Raw genomic sequence first — 19964 nt, 5'->3', positions numbered from 1 at the left:
GCAACGCGCCACTCACTCTACCGCCCGGAGGCCACCATGATCACCAACTTCCAGGGGATCCTCGATGCCGTCCGTGACGTGCCGCGCCAGACCGTAGCCGTGGCAGTCGCCCAGGAAGGCAACCTGCTGGAGGCGGTCCGCGATGCCCGCACTCAGGATATCGCCGACGCGGTCCTGGTTGGTGACCGGCCGCAGATCGAGAGCCTGGCCGCCGAGGTCGGTCTCGATCCCGTCGGCCTGCAGATCCTCCACGAGCCTGATGACCTGAAGGCGGCTCGGATGGCTTGCGAGTTGGTGCGCTCCGGGTCGGCCCACCTTCTGATGAAGGGCCTGATCCATACCGACGACTTCCTCCGGTCAATCCTCGACAAGGAGACCGGCCTGCGCACTGAGAGCATCATGTCCCACGTCTTCATCCTGGAGACCACGGCGCGAGGCAAGCTCACCCTGGTCACCGACGGGGCCATGAATATCGCCCCCGACCTGGAGGGCAAGGCCGAGATCATCCTCAACGCCGTGTACCTTGCAAACGTCTTGGGGATCGACCGGCCCAAGATCGGCGTGCTGGCGGCCACCGAGCAGATCAACCCAAAGATGCAGGCAACGCTGGATGCCGCCGCTCTTCATGCCATGTCCCACCGCAACCAGTTCCCGACTTGCCAGGTCGACGGTCCTCTGGCCCTGGACAACGCGGTCTCGAAGGAGGCTGCGGTCATCAAGCGGATTCCGGGAGAGGTCGCCGGCGACTGTGATGTCCTGCTGACGCCCGACATCGAGTCCGGCAACATCCTCTCCAAGACCTTCGCCTTCCTCGCAGGCGGCCGCACTGCAGGCGTGCTTGTCGGCGCAGCCGCTCCGGTGGTGCTGACCTCGCGGGCCGACAGCGCCGAGTCCAAGCTCTACTCCATCGCCGCCGCCGTGCTGATGGCCGGGATGCAGCGCAGCGGTCGCCTGAAGATCGGCCGCGTGCACTTCTGAGCCACGTGGCCCTGAAGCTCACAGCTCACAGCCGCCTCCTGTCCGGTCGGTCCTTGACTGCCGACGTGAGGCCTCATGGGACCAGATACCATGGATTTGAACCACCTCCAAGAGCTCCTGACCGGCTTCCGCAGTGCTTCCGTCGCTGTCTTCGGTGACTTCTTCCTGGATAAGTACCTGACGCTGGAGGAGGCGCTCACCGAGGTGTCCCTGGAGACCGGGCTGGACGCTTACCAGGTCGTCGGCCGTCGCTGCAGCCCCGGTGCCGCAGGGACTGTGACCAACAACCTGACCGCCCTGGAGGTGGGGAAAGTCTACGCCGTCGGCTTCACCGGCGAAGATGGCGAAGGGTACGAGTTGCGCCAGGGCCTCGACCGCACCGGTGCTGACAGTACCCATCTGCTGACCTGTGCGGACGTGGCGACCCCGACCTACATTAAGCCAATGCTGCGAAACGCCGCCGGCGTCGAGCGCGAGTTGAACCGCCTGGACATCAAGAACCGCGAGCCACTCGCTGCGAGCCTGCAGGAGAGGCTGCTGCAGGAGCTTGGCGACCTGCTGCCGCAGGTGCAGGCAGTCGTCATCGCCGACCAGATTGCCGAGCCTGAGCTGGGCGTAGTCACCGACACAGTTCGCGCAGAGCTGTCCGCCCTGGCGCGCAGTCACCCGCAGGTCGTCTTCTTCGCGGACTCACGGGCCTGCATCTCCCGCTTCCGCGACGTCATCATCAAGCCCAACAAGCTGGAGGCTGCGCGGTCCTGTGGTTACGAGGGGGAAGAGGAAGCCCTGACCGCCGCAGACGCGGCCAGGTTCGGCGCTCAGATCGTCGCCCGCAACAATCGACCAGCCTTCGTGACCGCCGGCGCGGAGGGGATTGTAGTCTTCGAGGCAGGGCGCTCCACACACATCCCAGGCATCCCGGTCTCCGGTCCCATCGACATCGTCGGCGCCGGTGACAGCACCACGGCCGGTATCGTCAGTGCCCTCTGCGCGGGAGCTACCTTGCAGGAGGCTGCCGTCATGGGCAACTGCGTCGCGTCGCTGACGATCCAGCAGCTTGGCACCACGGGCACCGCTAAGCCGCAGCAGGTCGCGCAGCAGTTCGCCGACCACGCCGCACTCTACGCCGCCGTCTGACTTCGCGAAGGAAGCCGGGACCGAGGTCGATCGCTTGCTTCCGCCCCACCCTGGTCTTGAGGCGGGCGGCGCTCCTCAGTATACTCATAGCACCCGGGGCGACAGACCTTCGTGCCGCAGCAGTTTCTATCCTCGATTGGTTCGAGGTGATGGCCGTGGTTTGCAGTGTCCGCCCATGGGTATGCCTTGTCGTCTTCTACGCGGCGCTTCCCGTCGCCCCCTGCCTGGCCGCCTCGATCTCAACCATCGTGGATGACGTCAGTGAGACCAGCTACACCTACTACCTGCAGGACATGCTCTACACCGAGACCGGCGACAACCGCGGTTACGGTGCCGAGCACGACCTGGCGCGCACCGCCATCTACAACGCCTTCTCGAGCTTCGGACTCACGACCAGCCTGGAGTACTTCTCCCACGGGGGCTACACCGGCTACAACGTGGTCGGCGTCTGGGGCGGAACGCGACGGCCTAATGACATCTTCGTCGTGGGCGCTCACTACGATTCCGTCAGCAACCCGGGAGCCGACGACAACGCCAGCGGCGTTGCGGGAGTGCTTGAGTCGGCCCGGGTACTCAGCCAGTACGACTTCGAGGCTACGCTGGTCTTCATCGCCTTCGACCGCGAGGAGCAGGGCCTCCACGGCAGTCGGGGCTACGCCGCTGCCCACAGCCTCGACCAGATACTCGGTATGGTCGATCTCGACATGATTGCCTACAACCCGGCGACCAGCAGCCATGATAGGGTCGCCCTCTACAAGGGCACCGGCAGCCTGCCCGGCGATGCGGCCCTCAAGACGGAACTGGCCTACGCGATCAACACCTATGGGCAGGGGCTGCAGGCCGTGGATCGGGGCGCCATCGGCGCCAGCGACCATCAGAGCTTCCAGGAGGTCGGTAAGCCCGCCTGCCTGCTCATCGAGGACTCCTTCTCCTCGAACCCGTACTACCACACCGCCCAGGACAGCACCGACACCTTGAACTACATCGACTACAACTACGCCACTCGCGTCACCCGAGGCGTCGTCGGCTACATGGCCGAGAACGCTGTCACGCCCGAACCTGCGAGCCTCGCACTCTTCGTCGCCGGGCTTTTCGTCCTGGCGCTTGTGCGCGTCGGCCGTCGAGGTGCGCAGAAGACCTGATGCGTCTCCCGCCGAACCTTCTCCGCGCCAAGTTCCTCAGTCGCCCTAATCGCTTCGCTGCCTGGGCTGAGCTCGACGCCGAGGCGGTCTACTGCTACATGCCCAACCCCGGCCGGATGCACGAGCTCCTCCATCCCGGCGCTGAGATGTGGCTGAAGCACAGCCCGGCCGACGGACGCCACACGAGCCATGAGGTGGTGCTGGTCCGCCACCCGCAGTCACTGGTGTGCCTCGACACGCGCCTTCCACCCTCTTTGTTCCTCGAAGCCCTGGAATCCGGTCTGCTGCCTGAGCTTGGGGCATGTCTCGAAGTGCGTCGGGAGGTCCCCTTCGGCAGGAGCCGACTTGACCTTGCCCTGGCCTGCGATACCGGCCACTGGCTGATCGAGACGAAGTCCTGCACGCTGACGATTGATGGTGTCGCCCGCTTCCCGGATGCGCCGACTCTGCGCGGAGCCCGGCATATGGAGGAGCTGATCGAGGCCGGCAAGCAGGGCCACACCCCGGCGGTCGCTTTCGTGATTCAGCGGCCCGATGCGACGGTCTTCGCACCCAAGGCGGACACCGACCCGGTCTTCGCGGCCGCCCTACGTCGAGCCGCCGGCGAGGGAGTGCAGGTCTTCGCGCTCACCTGCAAGGTCACCCGTCGCGCTGTCACGCCGGTCGGAAGGATTGCAGTGGATCTGGATCGTTGAGGGGGAGAGGGCAGAGGGGGATCGCCGATGCTAGTCCCAGAGCTCGTCGTGCGCTCTCTGGTACTCGTCACGCACGAGTTCTACGTCGCGGCCAATCTGCGCAGCCAGGGCCTGCACATCGCCGAACTTGCGGATGTCCCGCAGCCTTCGCAGGAACACCAGGCGCACCGACTTGCCGTCGAGGTTCAGGTCCTCCACGTCCAGCAGGTGTGCCTCGAGTGTCCGCCGTGAGGCATCGACGGTGGGTGTTGCGCCAACATTCACAGCAGCGGGAAGCCAGGGTCCGGGATTGGTCCCCGGCGCCTCGACACGGGCGGCACAGGCGTAGACGCCGTCGCCGGGAACAAGCTTCTCCGGAGTAGGCCGCAGGTTCGCAGTCGGGAAGCCGATACCCTTGCCGATGCCGTGTCCATGCACCACCTCGCCGGCGAGGTCGAAGAACCGCCCCAGGCGGTCACGAGCTCCCACCACATCGCCTTCGCCTATCAGCCTGCGGATCTGGGTGCTGTTGATCTGCACACCGCCGACCAGAATCGGCGGCAGCACGTGCACCTCAAAACCCAGGTCCATGCCCAGTTCGGCAATGCGGCGCACGTCGGCCTCGGCGCGGCGTCCAAAGGTGTGCGTCTTGCTGGCAATGAGCGCGACGACGCCCAGCCTCCCGACGAGGACATCGCGGGCAAACTCCAGCGCCGACAGATTGCGGAACCGCTCGTTGAAGTCGATGACGATCGCGCTGTCCACGCAGTACTTGGTCAGCTCGCGCTCACGCTCATCGGCCAGCGTGAGTCGGACGTTGCGGGAGCCCCCGGACCGGAAGACCTGCGCCGGGATCGGCTCCAGGGCCATGATGCTTGATTCGACGCCGTAGTCCGCGGCCGTGCGGCAGACATGGGCCAGCAACCGCTGGTGCCCACGGTGTACGCCGTCGAAGGCCCCGACCGCCAGCACGCGCTCGGTACGCTTCAGGTCCGGTTCGTCGAGCCCACGGAAAATGCGCATAGGTCGTCCTGTTCAGGCCTCGCGGTCGGTGCGCCCTTCGGGGATGAAGACTCGCTTCGGCTGGAGCCACAGTGACCCGCCCCGATGGGTCACTTCGGCCAGGCACACGGCTTCTTCCTCATGCAGCACCAGGCACATCGTCCCCGGCTCCAGCTCTGGAGGTGCGGGCACACGATTCCCGTGCTGCACCTTCGTCACCTCGGACGCTCCGACGCTCACCGAGGGCATGTGAGGCAGTGCCTCCGTCATCGGGGTCAGAGCACCCGCGAGCTCGCCTCTGCGCACAAGCGCCTGCACTTCCTCGAGGGTGTGAGAGTGCTGAAGCCGATGCGGCCCCTGGACTGTCCGCAGAAGGAACCCCAGGCATGCACCGCAGCCCAGACGCTCTCCGAGCATCTGCGCCAGACTCCGCACATAGGTCCCCTTGGAGCACTCCACCTCGCACAGCACCCGTGGCAGGCCCTGCTCCGGATACTCGGAGCGGGATGAGCCGGGCTCTCCCTCCCACATCTCGAGGAGGTCAAACCGCGTCACCGTGACCGTCCGGAGCTTGCGCTCCACCTGCTTGCCCTCGCGCGCCAGTTCATAAAGTCTCCGGCCGTCGTGCTTCACGGCCGAGAACATCGGTGGCTCCATCTCCAGGATGCCGGTGAGGCTCTCAAGCGCCCTGACGACCTGTTCTCGGCCAAGCTGCACATCCTCGGCGCGTCGCAGGACGGTGCCTTCGAGGTCCAGCGTGTCCGTCTCGAGACCCAGGATCAGCTCGGCGCGGTACGCCTTGTCCCAGCCTGCGAAGTAGTCCGTCAGCTTCGTCGCCGCGCCGATGGTGACAATCAGTACTCCTGCCGCGAGCGGATCGAGCGTCCCGGTGTGACCGACCTTGCCGTCAACCAGGTGCCGCACGTAGTAGACCACATCGTGCGAGGTCATGCCCGGTGGCTTCAGGACGTTCAGGAGGCCGTTCATCTGCTGGCCGGCGCCTCCAGCGCGGAAGCGGCCTCGCTACCCAACTGCCCGACGACAGCCTCCAGCGAGCCGGTCATCTCACAACCGGCGGCGAGGCGATGGCCGCCTCCACCGTGCTCGCGACAGATAGCTGCGACATCCGCCTCCAGCGACCGCAGGCTCACTCGCCAGGTCTCCGGCGCCTGCTCTCGCAGGAGCACGATCACCTGTGCGCCCTCGACGCGCTTGAGCTCATCGATCACTCCGTCGGTATGCTCGGGGAGTGCCTCGGCGGCATCGAAATCCTCCTCGGTGAGGACCGCGACCAGAACCGCGCCTCCCTTCACCAGCCGCAGCGAAGTCAGCGCTCGGCCCAGCAGGCGCGCCTTGGGAGCCGGCAATCGGTCGGCGCAGCGACGGGCGATGTCACTGGCGTCTGCTCCGAGTGCAACCAGTTCGCCGCCGACCCGCAGCGCCTCAGCCGTGGTGTTCTGGAACCGGAAGATACCGGTGTCGGTCGCGATGGCGGTGTACAGGCAGGTGGCGATCTCCGGCGTGACGGCGACTCCGAGTGCGCCAAGCAGTTCCCAGATCATCAGCCCCGTCGCCGGACGGCGGCCATCGCACCAGTTGTGGTCTGCGAAACGGCACTCCGCCTGGTGATGGTCGATGCTCAGCCGCAGTGGGGCCGAACGGAAGGACGCACTCAGGTCGGCCATGCGACCTTCCCCGTCACAGTCCAGGGCCACGGCGCAATCATAGGAATCGGCAGGTGCCTGGGCGAGGAGCGTTTCAGCGCCCGGGAGGAACAGGTACTTGCGGGGACACCCCTCAGGGGCAACACAGGTGACGTCCTTACCGAGAGCAACCAGCCCGAGTCGCAGGGCCAGGACGCTCCCGATGCCGTCGCCATCGGGGTTCTCGTGGGTCAGAAGCAGAATCCGTGAGCAGGCTCGCAACTCACGGACAAGGAGGCTCACCGGGTCGGCGGAGGTGTCGTTGGAGCCACAAGACGCGCTACCCAACAGCACCCTCCTCCTCGTCACCGGGGTTCTCAGCGACCTTGTTCAGCAGGATCTCCATGCGCTGAGCCTTCTCGGCCGTCTCATCCAGCACGAACCGCAGTTCCGGGATGTTGCGCAGATCGAGCCGGTCGCCCAGGAGACCCCGGATGAAGTTGCGGGCCCGGATGAGGGCCGACATGCTCTCCTTCTTCGCCGCCTCGTCGCCGAGAACGCTGACGAAGACCCTGGCATGGCGCAGGTCCGCCGCCACCTCGACACCGGTGAGCGTCACGAACCCCAGGTGTGGGTCCGTGATCTCACGGCGCAGGATGGAGGCGATCTCCTGCTGCAACAGATTGTTCACTCGAAGCTGACGTTGTGTAGGCATAGGGTTAAGGTTAGGGTACGACAGGAAGGAGGGGAGACGCGAGCCCCGCAGGTCCTCAGAGCAGCTCCAGGCTGCTGTCCTCCACTACGGCTCGCGGCTCTCCCTCGACGAAAGCCAAGACGGACTCCAGCATCTGCGTCACATGCTGGAAGTCATTGGACACACAGGCGAAGGCGAGTTCGGCACGTCGGACGCTATCCAGCTTGCCGACTTCGGCGGCCGCCACATTGAACCGGTCGATAGCCCGGTCCAGGACGCTGCGAACGACCTGGCGCTTGTCCTTCAGCGTCATCGCCTCGGTCACACACAGCGAGATTGTCAGCAGACCAACTCGTGCAGCCATCGCTTCACACCCGGGCCGTGAGCCGTGCGACCTGTGGCTCTCGACCTCCGCTTCACGAGTGCGCGTACGGCAGCTAGGACACTTCCTGCTTGAGCGGCAGCGTCCGCTCTACCTGCACGCGGGTCCAGATCTCGGCCTGGTCACCGATCTCCCAGCCGCGGAAGGCAGTGGTCGAGATGCCGCACTCGTTGGGAGCGTCCAGGCTGCGCACGTCCTGATCGAAGTGGCGCAGGGCCTGCAATGGACCACGCCAGATCTCCTCGCGGTTGCGGATGATGCGCAGTTCGGCGCCGCGCTCCACACGGCCGTCGGTGATCCGGCAACCGGCAATGACGCCGATGCGCGAAACGCGGAAGAGCTGTAGCACCTCGGCGCGGCCGATCAGGACATCTTCGTAGGCAGGAGCCAGCAAGCCGAGAAGGGCTTTCTGGATGTCCTCCAGGGCCTGGTAGATGATGCTGTAGAGACGGATCTCGACGCCCTCGTTCTGGCCGGCCTGACGGATGTGAGCATCGGCACCGGCGTTGAACCCCAACACGATAGCGCCGGAGGCCTTGGCCAGCAGGATGTCGGACTCGTTCACGTCGCCGACGCCGGTGCTGATGATGTTGATGTCCAGCTCGTCGAGTTGGCGGTCAAGTTGCAGGAGCTTGGCCTCAAGAGCCTGGACGGTGCCCCAGACGTCGCCCTTCAGCACGATGTTGAGTGCAGCATGACCGCTCCTGCTCTCATCATACAGGTTGCGCAGCGAGACACCCGTGGTGTGACCGGCCAGTTCGGCCCTGTGCTCTGTCTGCGCTCGTTCCTCGGCGATCTGACGCGCTTCCTTGGGCGTCTTGACGCGTGTCATCACTTCGCCCGGCTCAGGAGCGCCGGTCAGACCGATGACCTCCACGGGCGAGCCCGGCCCCATCTCCTTGATCGACTTGCCCTGCCAGTCACGCAGCCGTCGGACGCGTCCGTGCGTCGTGCCACAGACCACCGAATCGCCCACGCGGATCGTCCCATTGCGTATCAGGGCGGTGCACAACGGGCCCTGACTCGCGTCGACGCTGCTCTCGATGATGATACCCGTAAAATCGGCCTTCGGATCGGACCACAAGTCCTGCACCTCGGCCACCAGGAGGATCATCTCCAGCAGTGTGTCGAGGCCTTCCTTCTTGACGGCCGAGACCGGCACGACGATCGTGTCGCCGCCCCACTCCTCCGGGACCAGCTCATGCTCAAGGAGCTGCTGCTTGACACGATCGACGTTGGCGTCGGGGAGGTCGCACTTGTTGACGGCCACAATGATCGGCACCTTGGCGGCCTTCACGTGCTTGATCGCTTCAACCGTCTGCGGCATGATGCCGTCGTCGGCGGCGACGATCAGGATGGCGACATCGGTCACCATCGCCCCCCGGGCACGCATGGCCGTAAAGGCCTCGTGACCGGGCGTGTCGATGAAGACAATCCGCTTCTCGCCGACGGTTACTTCAGACGCGCCAATGTGCTGGGTGATGCCGCCGCTCTCGCCGTCAGCCACATGGGTGTTACGGATGGCGTCCAGCAGCGTGGTCTTCCCGTGGTCGACGTGTCCCAGGACGGTTACCACCGGCGGCACTGTGACCGCGCCTTCGGGTCTGTCACCAGTCGGGCGGCGCACCAGTTCGGGTAGCGGAACGACTTCGCCCTGCTTGGCCTTGCGGGCGCGCTCCTCTTCCTCCTGGGCGGCCAGGGCGGCAAGCTGTCGCTCCAGCTCGGCCAGACCGTCGGACTCATCCAGCCGCGACGGGCCACGGCGACGGAAGTACTTCTCCGTCTCCTTGTCCTCTCTGGTCGCTGCCGGCTCCGCCGGTGTCACCACGGACGCCGGTGCTGGCTCGCCAGCGGGCTCCTCCGCAGGCTGTTCCTCGGCTGCGCCTGGCGCTTCGAGCTCTGTCACGGCCGCAACAGCCGGTGTCGGCTCTGCTACCTTTGCCGCTGCGGTGGCCGCTGCCTTCTCCGCCTGTGCAGCAGCCTCCCGAGCCTGCCGGGCCTGTTCGGCCAGCAGCTCTGTGGCTGCAGCTGCGGTCTCATCCTCAATGGCAGTTGCCGAAGTGACGTTCTGAATCCCGAGCTCCGCCAGCGCAGCGACGAGGGCCTCGCTCCGAAGACCTAGTCGCTTGGCAAGTGAAAACACCCGAACCTTACCCAAAGGGGGACACCTCCGCGGGAAATCCCGCTTCATTTGCACGGACTTCTGGCTCCGTGCCCCGCTACTGCCGTTCCCGTCTCGCACGGAACGGCTTCCTGTTACGTTGTCTGTTCTTGCCTTACTTCGTCGATGCGTCGTCGCCTGAAGGTACAGCGTCCTCGGACGCCTCGTCTTCCGGCTTCGCCGCGATTAGGATCGCTCCGGCTTCGAGTTCCTCCAGCGTCCCCTCGCCACCCAGCAGCAAGTCTCGCACTGTCTTCGCCTGCTGAGCCGTGATGCTGCTGGCGTGACTGGTTACCTCCACGCCCTCTTCCTGCAGGATCTCGACGAGGTCCTTGCTCTCGACACCCAGTTGCCGCGCCAGTTCGTAGATGCGGATGCGGTCGCCCTGGATCAGGACTTCCTCAGCCTGTGCGGGGGCCCCAACAGCGGCAGCCGCCGGCTTGGCAGTGACCGGGATCTCGATGGGCGCCTCAGCCCACTGCGTCTCGCTCCGGATGTCGATCCGCCAGCCCGTCAACTGAGCCGCCAGGCGCACGTTCTGCCCGCGACGGCCGATAGCCAGCGAAAGCTGGTTATCCGGGGCGATCACAACCGCCGACCGCTCCGGCTCATTGACCAGGACCTGACTCACCTTCGCTGGCGACAGGGCGCTGCGCAGGTACTCCTCAACGGTGTCATTGTACCGGACGATGTCGATCTTCTCGCCCCGGAGCTCGTCCACAATCGCCTGGACGCGCGCACCACGGTGACCGACGCAAGCGCCTACCGGGTCGATCTGCGGGTCTCTTGACAGCACGGCGACCTTGGACCGGGCGCCGGGTTCGCGTGCCACCGACTTAATCTGCACGATGCCATCGTAGACCTCCGGCACCTCCAGCTCAAAGAGCCGTAGGACGAGGCCCGGATGCGTGCGCGACACGATGATCTGCGGGTTCTTGGTGGTCTTGCGCACGTCCAGGATATAGATCTTCACCCGGTCGTTGAACCGATAGGGCTCACCGGGGATCTGCTCGTGAGCCGGGAGAAGGGCCTCGACGCGACCCAGTTGCACGATCACGTTGTTGCGGTCGCGGCGCTGCACTTCCGCCGTAACAGCCTCGCCGACGCGATGGCTGAACTCGTCGTACACGATCTCGCGCTCCGCTTCGCGGATGCGCTGCATGATGACTTGCTTGGCCGTCTGAGCCGCGATGCGCCCGAAATCGTTGGCATCGATCTCGTGCTCTTCGTACTGGGTTTCCACCTCAGGGATACCGGCGACCAGTTGGCCCTCCACCACAGCACCGGAAGCCACGGGAGCCGAGTCCTCCTCAAGCTCCGTGACGCCCTCGGGCAGGATCGGTTTGCGCGCAAACATCCGCACCGTGCCCCGCTGCTCATCGATCTCCAGCCGTACTTCCTCGCTGACCCCGTAATGCTTGCGGTAAGCAGATTGCATGGCGGCCTCGATCGTCGCCTTCAGCGAGGCCATGGGGATGCCCTTTGCCTTCTGAATCTGCTCCAGAGCCTCGATAAACTCGCCGTTCATCGATTAACTCAGCTCCCTGCTCTTATTGCTCATTGTCTCGCTCCCAGTCGTACACGATGTTGGCGGTCTCGATGTCTGCCAGTGGAACCAGCACCTCTGTACCATCGACATCCAGTCGCACCTTGTCCTGCTCCACCCCGAGTAGAATGCCCCGCACGGTCCGAGGCCCTTGCTCCGGTGCTGACCACCGAAGGGCCGCTTTCTGGCCGCTGAACCGTTCAAAGTCGGTGTCCCTCGTCAGCGGCCGGTTCACTCCCGGCGATGAAACAACGAGCGTATAGTGCCCCTCTATTGGGTCAAGGGCATCCAGCAACACCGACAGCCGGCTTGCCGCGTATCGGCAATCGTCGGCCGTCACTCCGCCTGCCTTGTCGATGGATACCGTCAGCGTCCGGTTCCCCGGCCTGCCCCCAAGCTTCATCTGCACCAGTTCATAGCCGAAGGCGTCGAGGGTCTTCTCGAACTCCGGCATGAGTCTCTCGCTGACAGGATCGATCTTGCGCTTCATCGGCAAACCTCAAACCCCTGCGCCCAAACAAATGGGAGTGGGTGAAATCACCCACTCCCAGGAGTTGCAACCCTGAGATAACAACGACAACGATATGATTATATCCACAAGCCCCCAGTAAAGCAAGCCCTTTCGCCGACTTGCCCTTCACGCACCCCTCGGCCGAGGTCTGACCGTCCCGCGCCCCCGTTCCTGCGAGTGGAGAGGAAGCAGGGGATGAGGTGCCGCCTCACCACGAGATCGAGTGTGTATACGCGTTGTCCCGGTCATCCGGCGTCAGCATGAAGATACCTGCACTGTGCTTGTCCTCGGTGAGCCACTTCGCGTGGCCGTCCGCAAAGGCGCAGTTGCCCCCGCCGTTGTGCATGGCCCCGTACCGTCCTGCCGAGACGGAGCCGCCCCACAGCGCCGGTGTGCCCGAACTTGTGGGGCGCCGATAGCTGGTGTTCCGAGCCTCAATGAACTCCCAGAACACTACGCTGCCCGCCGGGTTCGACAGCCGCGCATCGTTCGGGTAGTTCTGGAAGATCACGCCGTTGCCGAAGTAGCTGCAGGACACGCCGTTGATGTTGCTCACCACACTGGCCGAGGGGCAGCGCCAGATCTGTGTGTTCTTGATGTAGGGGGTGAGCCGGAACACGAAGCTCGTGGGCGTGTCCAGCGTCACGTTATCTGCGGCGTAGGGGAACATCTGGTCGTAGTCTTGCATGTACATGTTGTTGGCCAGGCCGATCTGCTTGAGGTTGCTCAGGCAACTCGTCTGCCGGGCCTTCTCACGAGCCCGCGCAAAGACTGGAAACAAGATCGCCGCCAGGATCGCAATGATGGCGATGACAACCAACAGCTCAATCAGCGTAAAGCCCCTTCCGTGCCCTCTCATCTCGGTCATCTCCTTGGGGTCCCCAGACTGAAGCCGAAGGCGCGCTTGCACCTCTCTCTGCCCTTTGCAGTGCCCCTCCTTAGCGACCTACCTGTGATCTTTCGACGCGGGGGCGTGCCATCCTTTCGCCGGCTCGCCCTGCTGCGCAAAATGTTGTGGATAACCGTAACACCAGACTCATACCCGCACCCCGCACAGGCGAAACGCCGACCTCAGTAAGGAGGTCGGCGTCTTGGTCACAGGTCGTCCGATTTCCTTGGACACGCTCTCCCAGGCGAGGCTCTCGGCCGGAGGTGCTGGGCTACTGCGGAGCGGGCTCCAGCGCCGCCTCAAGCACGTCGTCGATCGTCGAGGCCAGGACGAAGTGCACGTCACTGCCCAGATCATCGCGCAGCTCTTCCACATCGCCCTTGTTCTGCTCGGGGACGATGATCGTGTCGAGGCCGGCCCGGCGAGCTGCCAGGCTCTTCTCCTTCAGGCCGCCGATCGGCAACACTCGCCCTCGCAGCGTGATCTCGCCGGTCATCCCCACACTGCACTTCACGCGTCGGTTCGTCAGCAGGGACACCAGTGCAGTCACCATCGCCACACCGGCCGAGGGACCGTCCTTCGGCACCGCCCCACTCGGCACATGGATGTGTATATCGTAGTGCTCAAAGAAGTCCTCCTCAATCCCCAGTTGGGCTGCGTTCGCCCGGACGTAGCTGAGCGCCGCCTCTGCCGATTCGCTCATCACGTCGCCGACTTGCCCCGTGAGCTTGAACCGCCCCTTACCCGGCATCTTGGTGGCCTCGATGAACAGAATCTCACCGCCGACCTGCGTCCAGGCGAGACCGGTCACGACGCCGGGCTGGGTCACCCGCTCGCAGGCCTCGGGGAAGACCTTCTGCCGCCCGAGGAAGTCCTCGAGGTTATCGACTCCGACGGTTGGCAGGTCCTCGGCTCCTTCGGCTACCTTCCGCGCGACCTTCCGGCAGATGGTGCCGATCTCGCGCTCCAGATTGCGCACGCCGGCCTCGCGAGTGTACTTGCCGATCACGCCGCGCAGGGCTGCGTCGGTGATCCTCACCTGCTTTGCGTTCAGACCGTGCTCCTCCCGCTGGCGGGGGACAAGGAACCGCTTGGCGATATGCAGTTTCTCCTCCTCCGTATAGCCCGCAAGTTGGATGACCTCCATGCGGTCCAGGAGCGGCGCCGGAATCGTCTGCAGCACGTTCGCGGTGCAGATGAACAGTACCCGCGACAGGTCGAAGGCGACCTCCAGGTAGTTGTCGCTGAAGGAGAAGTTCTGCTCCGGGTCCAGCACCTCCAGTAGGGCGGAGGTCGGGTCGCCCCGGTAATCCTGACCCACCTTGTCTACCTCGTCGAGCATGATCACCGGGTTGTTCGTGCCGGCATCCCGGAGGGCGCGCACGATCCGCCCCGGCATGGCCCCAACATAGGTCCGCCGGTGTCCGCGAATCTCCGCCTCGTCATGAAGACCACCCAGGGACATCCGCATGAACTGTCGCCCCGTTGCCCGGGCAACACTGCGTCCCAGCGAGGTCTTGCCAACACCCGGAGGGCCGACGAAGCACAGAATCGGCCCCTTCGCGTCTTTCCTGATCTTGCGCACCGCCAGGTACTCGACGATCCGGTCCTTGATCTCCTCGAGGCCGTAGTGGTCCTCATCGAGCACCTTCTGGGCGGCCTTCACGTCGAGCTTGTCCTCGCTGGATTTGCTCCAGGGAAGGTCGGCCATCCACTCCAGGTACGTCCGCACCACACCATACTCGGCCGCCGCCGGGTTCATCTGCGCCAGGCGGTCGAGTTCGCGGTCGGCTGCCTTCTGGGCCTGCTCGGGAAGCTGGGCCTCGGTCAGCCGCTCCCGCAGCCGCTCAACCTCCTTCTGCTCCTCGTCCTCCTCGCCAAGCTCCTTGCGGATGGCCCGCAGTTGCTCCCGGAGGATGTACTCGCGCTGGTTCTTCTCGATCTCCTCCCGGGCATCGGTTCCCACTCGGTCGGCGAGCTCAAGCTTCGTCAGCACTTCCTGGGCCTGCCGGCTGACCAGCTTGAGGCGTGCCTCAATGCTCAGTTCCGCCAGCACCGCCTGCTGGTCCTCCACCTTGAGCGGCAGGGCCGCCGCCACCAGGTCACAGAGGGTAGCGGCCGAGTCCACGTTGAGCGCCTGGACGTAGGCCTCCTCCGGCAGGTACGGCGACAACTGCACGATCTGCTGGAAGATGCGTAGGACGGTGTGGAAGAGCGCCTCGGTCTCGGCTGTCTCCTGCCCGACTTCGGCCACCGACTCCACCCGGGCCACAAGTACCGGCTTTGTCTCCTCGTAGCCGACCACTCTCATCCGCCCCATGCCTCGCAGTACCAGGCGGCGCGACCCATCGGGCATCTGAATCATCTTCTGCACGCTTGCCAGGGTGCCCAGGTCGTACAGCGTCTCCGGGCCGGCTTCCTCCTCGCCCTCCTTGGCGGCCACCAGCATCAGCGTGCGATCCGCCGACACGGCCCGGTCAACCGCCAGCAGGTCGGCCTCTTCCACGACCGCTATTGGGATCACCATCTGCGGAAAGGCGACCATCCCGCGCAGGGGAAGCACCGGGACCACTGTCGGCGTAGTCTGTTCGCTCTGCGTCCCGCTATCCTTCGTCGAAACGTCTACCATCGGGTACCACTCCCGTAAGGGGCGCGCGCCTCATGCCCCAGACAATTCCACCTAGCCCACTCATCCTTCAGTCGTCGATCGGGATCCGCCTGCGCTCCACCGGCCGCTCCTTCTTCGGGAGGCGGATCACCAGGAAGCCATCCACGTAGGAAGCCTCAGCGCCCTGCCCCTCCACTTCGACCGGTAGGCATACCTGTCGCGTGAAGGGACCGTACTGGATCTCCAGATTCAGCAGGCGGACAGGACCCGAATCCGGGGCCAGTCGCACTCCCGTAACTGTGACCGTGCGGTTGTCGGGGCCCACTTCTGCCTGGGTCTGCGCCGGATCGATCCCGGCAAGCTCCATGCGGATCTCGAAGCCCGCTTCCGTCTCGAGCACATCGGTCGGGGGCCCGAACTGGTTCTGCGGCTCGCCGGAGGGGGTCGGCGTATGGTTGGTCACTCTGTACATCGTGAGTCGGTAAGAGGGCATGGCGCACTCCCACTGTTGCCTTCGAAATAGAAAGAACCCTTAGTGCAATGCGCTAAAGCATAATGCATATCTTCCAATAAAGCAACACCTCGCCGAACCCAGGAGTTCCCGCTTCACCAATCGCACCTCTTGTCCGTTCCCTTCCTCCGCCCGCTGGTGTATCATCTAGTTCACTTCGTGTGGTCCGGTCCGACTCTTGAGGCACTCCATGCCCATCAACCTCGGCCTCAGAACCTTCTGGGCTCTCGCTGTCGCCCTGCTGCTGTGTCTCCCGGTCGGGGCGCAGTCCCTACTCGTCCCCATGGACGCTGCACAGAGCGACCATCTGCGGGCCTACGGCCTCACCTACTGGTGCCTGCAGGAGCCTCGTGGCCTCGAGTGCGAGTGGCTGCTCAACTATCGTGGCGGCTCCTTCCTCCTGCCCGACTCGCCGGCCGTGCGAGATCACGCCAATACCATGGGGGTCGCCGTCGAGCCCCTCGGCGATGCTGCCCGTCAGTCGATCTACGCCACGATCCGCACCGCCAACATGGAGCGCGTGCAGCTCACCAAGGCGCCCAAGATCGCCGTCTACGTCCCGCCCGATGCCGAGCCCTGGGACGATGCCGTGCGCCTGGCCCTCGAATACGCCCAGATCGAGTACGTCAAGCTCTGGGACCGGGAGGTCCTGGCCGGAAAGCTCGCCGACTACGAGTGGCTGCACCTGCACCACGAGGACTTCACCGGCCAGTTCGGACGGTTCTTCTCCACCTTTCAGAATCAGCCGTGGTACCGGCGCATGGTGATGAGCTCACGAGCGGTGGCGCAGGAACTGGGGTACACCTCGGTTCAGGAGGAGAAGGGTGCTGTCGCCGGGCGCCTTGCCGACTGGACCGCCGCCGGAGGCTTCCTGTTCGCCATGTGCAGTGCGCCCGACAGCCTCGACATCGCTCTATCGGCTCGGGGCAGAGACATCGTGCCGGCCGAGATCGACGGCACGCCCGTCGACCCCGCAGCCGATGCGAACCTCAACTACGCTGCGACGCTGGCCTTCCGCGGGTTCCACCTCGCCAAGAACCCCTTCGTGCCCGAGCTGTCGGACATCGACGTTCCGCCGGCCCCCGGTGACCTGGTCTATCGTGGCCAGACCTTCGAGCTCTTCGAGTTCTCTGCCAAGCAGGACCCGATCGCGACCATGCTCAACCAGTGCCACGTCAAGGCTGTGCCCGATTTCCTGGGGCTGACGACGGCTTTCCGCCGGTCGCTGCTGAAGAGCACCGCGATCGTGCTGGGCGACTTCCCCGGCGACCTCAAGGTCAAGTACATCCACGGCGACTTCGGGAAGGGCACTTACACCTTCCTGGCGGGTCATGACCCGGAGGATTACGCCCATGTGGTGGGCGAGCCGCCTACCGACCTCACGCAGCATCGCCACTCGCCGGGCTATCGTTTGATCCTCAACAACGTCCTGTTCCCAGCCGCCAAGACCAGGGAGCGGAAGACCTGATCACCCGGCCCTTGCTGCACTCTCCGCAAGCATCGTCGGGCCACCCGGCAGGTTCTTCCTCGCCCCGGACTTGAGTCCGGCGCCGGAGCCTGCTATGATAACAGCCGTCAAGATTGCCTGCTTTGAGGAGTGCCACTCATGCCGTCGGATGCCCCCCGTGTTGCCCTGATTCAGTTTCCTGGCTCGAACTGCGAGTGGGAGAGCAAGCGTGCCGCGGAGGTCGCGGGTATGGCCTGCGACGTCTTCCGCTGGAACCGCGATCCCGATATCCTGGCCGATTACGATGGCTACATCATCGGCGGCGGGTTCTCTTACCAGGACCGTGTCCGCAGCGGAGCCATCGCTGCCAAAGAGCCCATCGTCAAGCGCGTCTTCTCCGAAGTCATGGACAAAGGCAAGCCCTGCCTGGGCATCTGCAACGGCGCCCAGGTTCTGGTCGAGGCCGGCCTCATCCCCGGTATCCAGCCCGGCAAGGTTGAGATGGCCCTGGCTCCCAACTTCCATGACCCTGAGGGACGCATCGCCGGCTTTTGCTGCCGTTGGCTCTACCTGCGACATTCCTCGTCGCGCTGCAAGCTCACCTCGGCCATGGAGCCCGGTCTTGTCTGGCCGGTTCCGATCGCCCACGGCGAAGGGCGCTTCACGACCAGGATCGAGGGCCTGCTGGACACTCTGCGCGCCAACGATCAGATCGTGTTCCAGTACTGCGACGCCGAAGGCGAGCTCGACGAGAGCCGCGATGTGAACCCGAACGGTGCCCTCGCCAACATCGCCGGCCTGTGCAACCCCGAGGGGAATGTCCTGGCCATGATGCCGCACCCCGAGCGGGCCAGCTTCCTGCGACAGGTGCCCGGTGAACTCGGCGGCACCTGGGCGGAGTGCAAGGCTGAGGCCTACGGCGATGCCGAGGCGTCCCTGAAGCCCGGTCCTGGCCGCGCTGTGTTCGAGTCTCTGCGTGCGCTGCTGCAGTAGCCCTGCAGCCGTCTCGCTTCTGTTTCGATCCGCACAGGTTTCTGCATCTCACACCCAGAGGATGTTGACCATGGAGTCCGTCGAACTGCTGGTTCGCCTCAAGATACCCGATGTCACAGCTCTCACCGCTGCCGGTGCTCTCCGCCGCCGCATGGGATACGCCGAGGTACTCAAGTCACTCAAGCGTGCAGACTACTTCCGGCTACAACTCAACGTTCCCGACTCGGCCGCTGCGATCGAGTTGGCTACGGAGCTGGCCGAGAAGACGAACGTCTTCGTCAACCCCAACAAGCACGTCTACGAGCTCCGTGCAGGCAGCCATCAGGCTGTCGCCGAGTCGGATGGACGTCACGTGGTCCAGGTTCTCGTCACCGATCCAACCGACGGTTCGGCCGAAGGTGCCCTCTCGGCTCTGCAGGGACGGCTGGGTTACGGCGAGCGCGTTACCGGTCTCGTCAAGGGCGTCCTGTGGACGCTCGAGCTGGCCTGCGAGAGTCGCGCGCGTGCCGAGGAGCTTGCCCGCGAGATCGCCGTCACGACCGCCCGCGATCAGGGCCTCCTGCTGAACCCGCATTTCCAGGAGTGCGAGATCTGGTAGTCGCCTGATCCACGCACACCCTTAGCCACACACACGAAGGGCCCGACGGCGTACCGTCGGGCCCTTTTCCATCCTTGGTGTTTGGTGATGCCGCTCCCGGTCTACCAACCGCCCTTCGGCGCTCGGATCTTGATCAGCGCGTACACGTTCAGCCCGTCGTAGACCACGTCCTTGCCTTCGGCGCGAAGGCCTCCACCGTCACTTTCCGTCCGGTTGAGCTGCCCCAGGGCCACCTTCGGCCCCAGGATGAGCTTGAGCCGCTGGATTGGCTTCCCGCCGACATTGACCATCAGCAGCCAGCGGTCGTCGCCGTCCTCAAACACCCGCCAGTACACCGGCCCGTCGCCCTCTGGGTAGTCCACCGAGGCTACCGGCCGATCCTTCAGCGCCTCCGCCAGGTAGTCCAGCAGGTAGTAGCGCAGCTTGCCCGGGTCTGCCTCATACACCGGAAGGAGGCCGATCTGACCGTGCCCGTAACCTCGTGCCACAGGGGTCGTCTCGCCACCGGGTACGAACTCTGGGGGCAGTCCCGTCTTCCCGTAGAGTTGCTGCCAGGGCATCCGTGAGATGTACAGCAGATTCCCACCGTTCTCGACATAGCTGATGAGGCGCCCCACAGCGTCCGCACTGCCGTCCGGATTGCTGCCCAGAATACTGTCACACAGCACCAGGCGCGGAGTCGTCTGCGGGTCGAGAGACAGCAGTCCGTCCGAGTCCACGAACCGGAAGGACACCCCGCTGCGATACAGCTCGGCAGCGATGCGCTCGTGGTACTGCGAATCGGCGATCCCCAGCTTCCACCAGTCCAGGTCCTGCTGGCTCACCAGCACTCTCGCCGGTGATTTCCAGCGCAGGATCAGCTCCTCATTCCGCAGGATGAGCCGGAACATCTCGGTGGCAGCTCGATAGGTCTGCTTCGGCGTTCGCTCCGCCGTGACCAGTCCCCAGAACTCGCGTGCGTCCGTATCCTCCTGCACCTCCGGCTTTCCTGCGCGGGCCCACTGGTCGCAGTACTCGTACAGGCCGATTCCGGCGACCTCAGGGTGCA

19 protein-coding genes are annotated in these 19964 nt (G+C 64.8%); 7 read left to right on the top strand and 12 right to left on the bottom strand.

Annotated features, from left to right (window positions below; translation table 11 throughout):
• Window positions 1–36 precede the first annotated feature (36 nt).
• The 4 genes from ABFE16_04830 to sfsA all read left to right on the top strand — a co-directional run bounded on the left by ABFE16_04830 (window position 37) and on the right by sfsA (window position 3952).
• Window positions 37–978, top strand: a complete 942-nt coding sequence (locus ABFE16_04830) for a bifunctional enoyl-CoA hydratase/phosphate acetyltransferase (GenBank protein ID MEN6344607.1) — start codon at window positions 37–39, stop codon at window positions 976–978.
• Window positions 979–1068: 90 nt separating this feature from the next.
• Window positions 1069–2115, top strand: a complete 1047-nt coding sequence (locus ABFE16_04825) for a PfkB family carbohydrate kinase (GenBank protein ID MEN6344606.1) — start codon at window positions 1069–1071, stop codon at window positions 2113–2115.
• A 155-nt stretch (window positions 2116–2270) separates the two neighbouring features.
• On the top strand, window positions 2271–3257 hold the full coding sequence (locus tag ABFE16_04820; protein ID MEN6344605.1) for a M28 family peptidase: 987 nt from the start codon (window positions 2271–2273) through the stop codon (window positions 3255–3257).
• Window positions 3257–3952, top strand: coding sequence for a DNA/RNA nuclease SfsA (sfsA, locus tag ABFE16_04815; protein ID MEN6344604.1), 696 nt, complete (start codon window positions 3257–3259; stop codon window positions 3950–3952). Before ABFE16_04820 ends, sfsA begins: the two co-directional genes overlap by 1 nt.
• Window positions 3953–3982: 30 nt before the next feature.
• On the opposite strand, the gene ABFE16_04810 is transcribed toward sfsA, so the two are convergent.
• The 11 genes from ABFE16_04810 to ABFE16_04760 form a co-directional block, all read right to left on the bottom strand.
• Window positions 3983–4954: a riboflavin kinase gene (locus ABFE16_04810; protein ID MEN6344603.1), complete on the bottom strand. Its 972-nt coding sequence runs from the start codon at window positions 4952–4954 to the stop codon at window positions 3983–3985.
• A gap of 12 nt (window positions 4955–4966) precedes the next feature.
• Complete coding sequence (gene truB, locus ABFE16_04805) at window positions 4967–5920, bottom strand: tRNA pseudouridine(55) synthase TruB (protein ID MEN6344602.1); 954 nt, start codon at window positions 5918–5920, stop codon at window positions 4967–4969.
• Window positions 5917–6924, bottom strand: coding sequence for a bifunctional oligoribonuclease/PAP phosphatase NrnA (locus ABFE16_04800; GenBank protein MEN6344601.1), 1008 nt, complete (start codon window positions 6922–6924; stop codon window positions 5917–5919). Before ABFE16_04800 ends, truB begins: the two co-directional genes overlap by 4 nt.
• Window positions 6917–7291: a 30S ribosome-binding factor RbfA gene (gene rbfA, locus ABFE16_04795; protein MEN6344600.1), complete on the bottom strand. Its 375-nt coding sequence runs from the start codon at window positions 7289–7291 to the stop codon at window positions 6917–6919. Before rbfA ends, ABFE16_04800 begins: the two co-directional genes overlap by 8 nt.
• A gap of 55 nt (window positions 7292–7346) precedes the next feature.
• A complete protein-coding gene (locus ABFE16_04790; GenBank protein MEN6344599.1) occupies window positions 7347–7634 on the bottom strand; it encodes a DUF503 domain-containing protein in 288 nt (95 codons plus the stop codon).
• 73 nt (window positions 7635–7707) lie between these two features.
• On the bottom strand, window positions 7708–9795 hold the full coding sequence (infB, locus tag ABFE16_04785; GenBank protein ID MEN6344598.1) for a translation initiation factor IF-2: 2088 nt from the start codon (window positions 9793–9795) through the stop codon (window positions 7708–7710).
• Window positions 9796–9928: 133 nt separating this feature from the next.
• Window positions 9929–11341: a transcription termination factor NusA gene (gene nusA, locus ABFE16_04780; GenBank protein MEN6344597.1), complete on the bottom strand. Its 1413-nt coding sequence runs from the start codon at window positions 11339–11341 to the stop codon at window positions 9929–9931.
• 22 nt (window positions 11342–11363) lie between these two features.
• Window positions 11364–11849, bottom strand: a complete 486-nt coding sequence (gene rimP, locus ABFE16_04775; protein MEN6344596.1) for a ribosome maturation factor RimP — start codon at window positions 11847–11849, stop codon at window positions 11364–11366.
• A 229-nt stretch (window positions 11850–12078) separates the two neighbouring features.
• Complete coding sequence (locus ABFE16_04770) at window positions 12079–12729, bottom strand: DUF1559 domain-containing protein (GenBank protein MEN6344595.1); 651 nt, start codon at window positions 12727–12729, stop codon at window positions 12079–12081.
• Between the two features lie 301 nt (window positions 12730–13030).
• Window positions 13031–15388 carry an endopeptidase La gene (gene lon / locus ABFE16_04765; protein MEN6344594.1) on the bottom strand — a complete coding sequence of 786 codons (2358 nt, stop codon included), beginning with the start codon at window positions 15386–15388 and terminating at the stop codon, window positions 13031–13033.
• 67 nt (window positions 15389–15455) lie between these two features.
• Window positions 15456–15860, bottom strand: a complete 405-nt coding sequence (locus tag ABFE16_04760; GenBank protein ID MEN6344593.1) for an Hsp20/alpha crystallin family protein — start codon at window positions 15858–15860, stop codon at window positions 15456–15458.
• A 208-nt stretch (window positions 15861–16068) separates the two neighbouring features.
• On the opposite strand from ABFE16_04760, the gene ABFE16_04755 reads away from it, so the two are divergent.
• The 3 genes from ABFE16_04755 to ABFE16_04745 all read left to right on the top strand — a co-directional run bounded on the left by ABFE16_04755 (window position 16069) and on the right by ABFE16_04745 (window position 18916).
• Window positions 16069–17346 carry an asparagine synthetase B gene (locus tag ABFE16_04755; GenBank protein MEN6344592.1) on the top strand — a complete coding sequence of 426 codons (1278 nt, stop codon included), beginning with the start codon at window positions 16069–16071 and terminating at the stop codon, window positions 17344–17346.
• Window positions 17347–17484: 138 nt separating this feature from the next.
• On the top strand, window positions 17485–18318 hold the full coding sequence (purQ, locus tag ABFE16_04750) for a phosphoribosylformylglycinamidine synthase I (GenBank protein MEN6344591.1): 834 nt from the start codon (window positions 17485–17487) through the stop codon (window positions 18316–18318).
• Between the two features lie 70 nt (window positions 18319–18388).
• Complete coding sequence (locus ABFE16_04745) at window positions 18389–18916, top strand: hypothetical protein (protein MEN6344590.1); 528 nt, start codon at window positions 18389–18391, stop codon at window positions 18914–18916.
• Between the two features lie 101 nt (window positions 18917–19017).
• On the opposite strand, the gene ABFE16_04740 is transcribed toward ABFE16_04745, so the two are convergent.
• The coding region (locus ABFE16_04740) for a hypothetical protein (protein MEN6344589.1) at window positions 19018–19964 on the bottom strand (947 nt) is incomplete at its 5' end.

It is taken from the genome of Armatimonadia bacterium (assembly GCA_039679385.1).
GTDB lineage: Bacteria > Armatimonadota > Zipacnadia > Zipacnadales > JABUFB01 > JAJFTQ01.
Note: the sequence above shows the minus strand (reverse complement) of the source record. Positions and strands in the feature narration are given on the sequence as shown.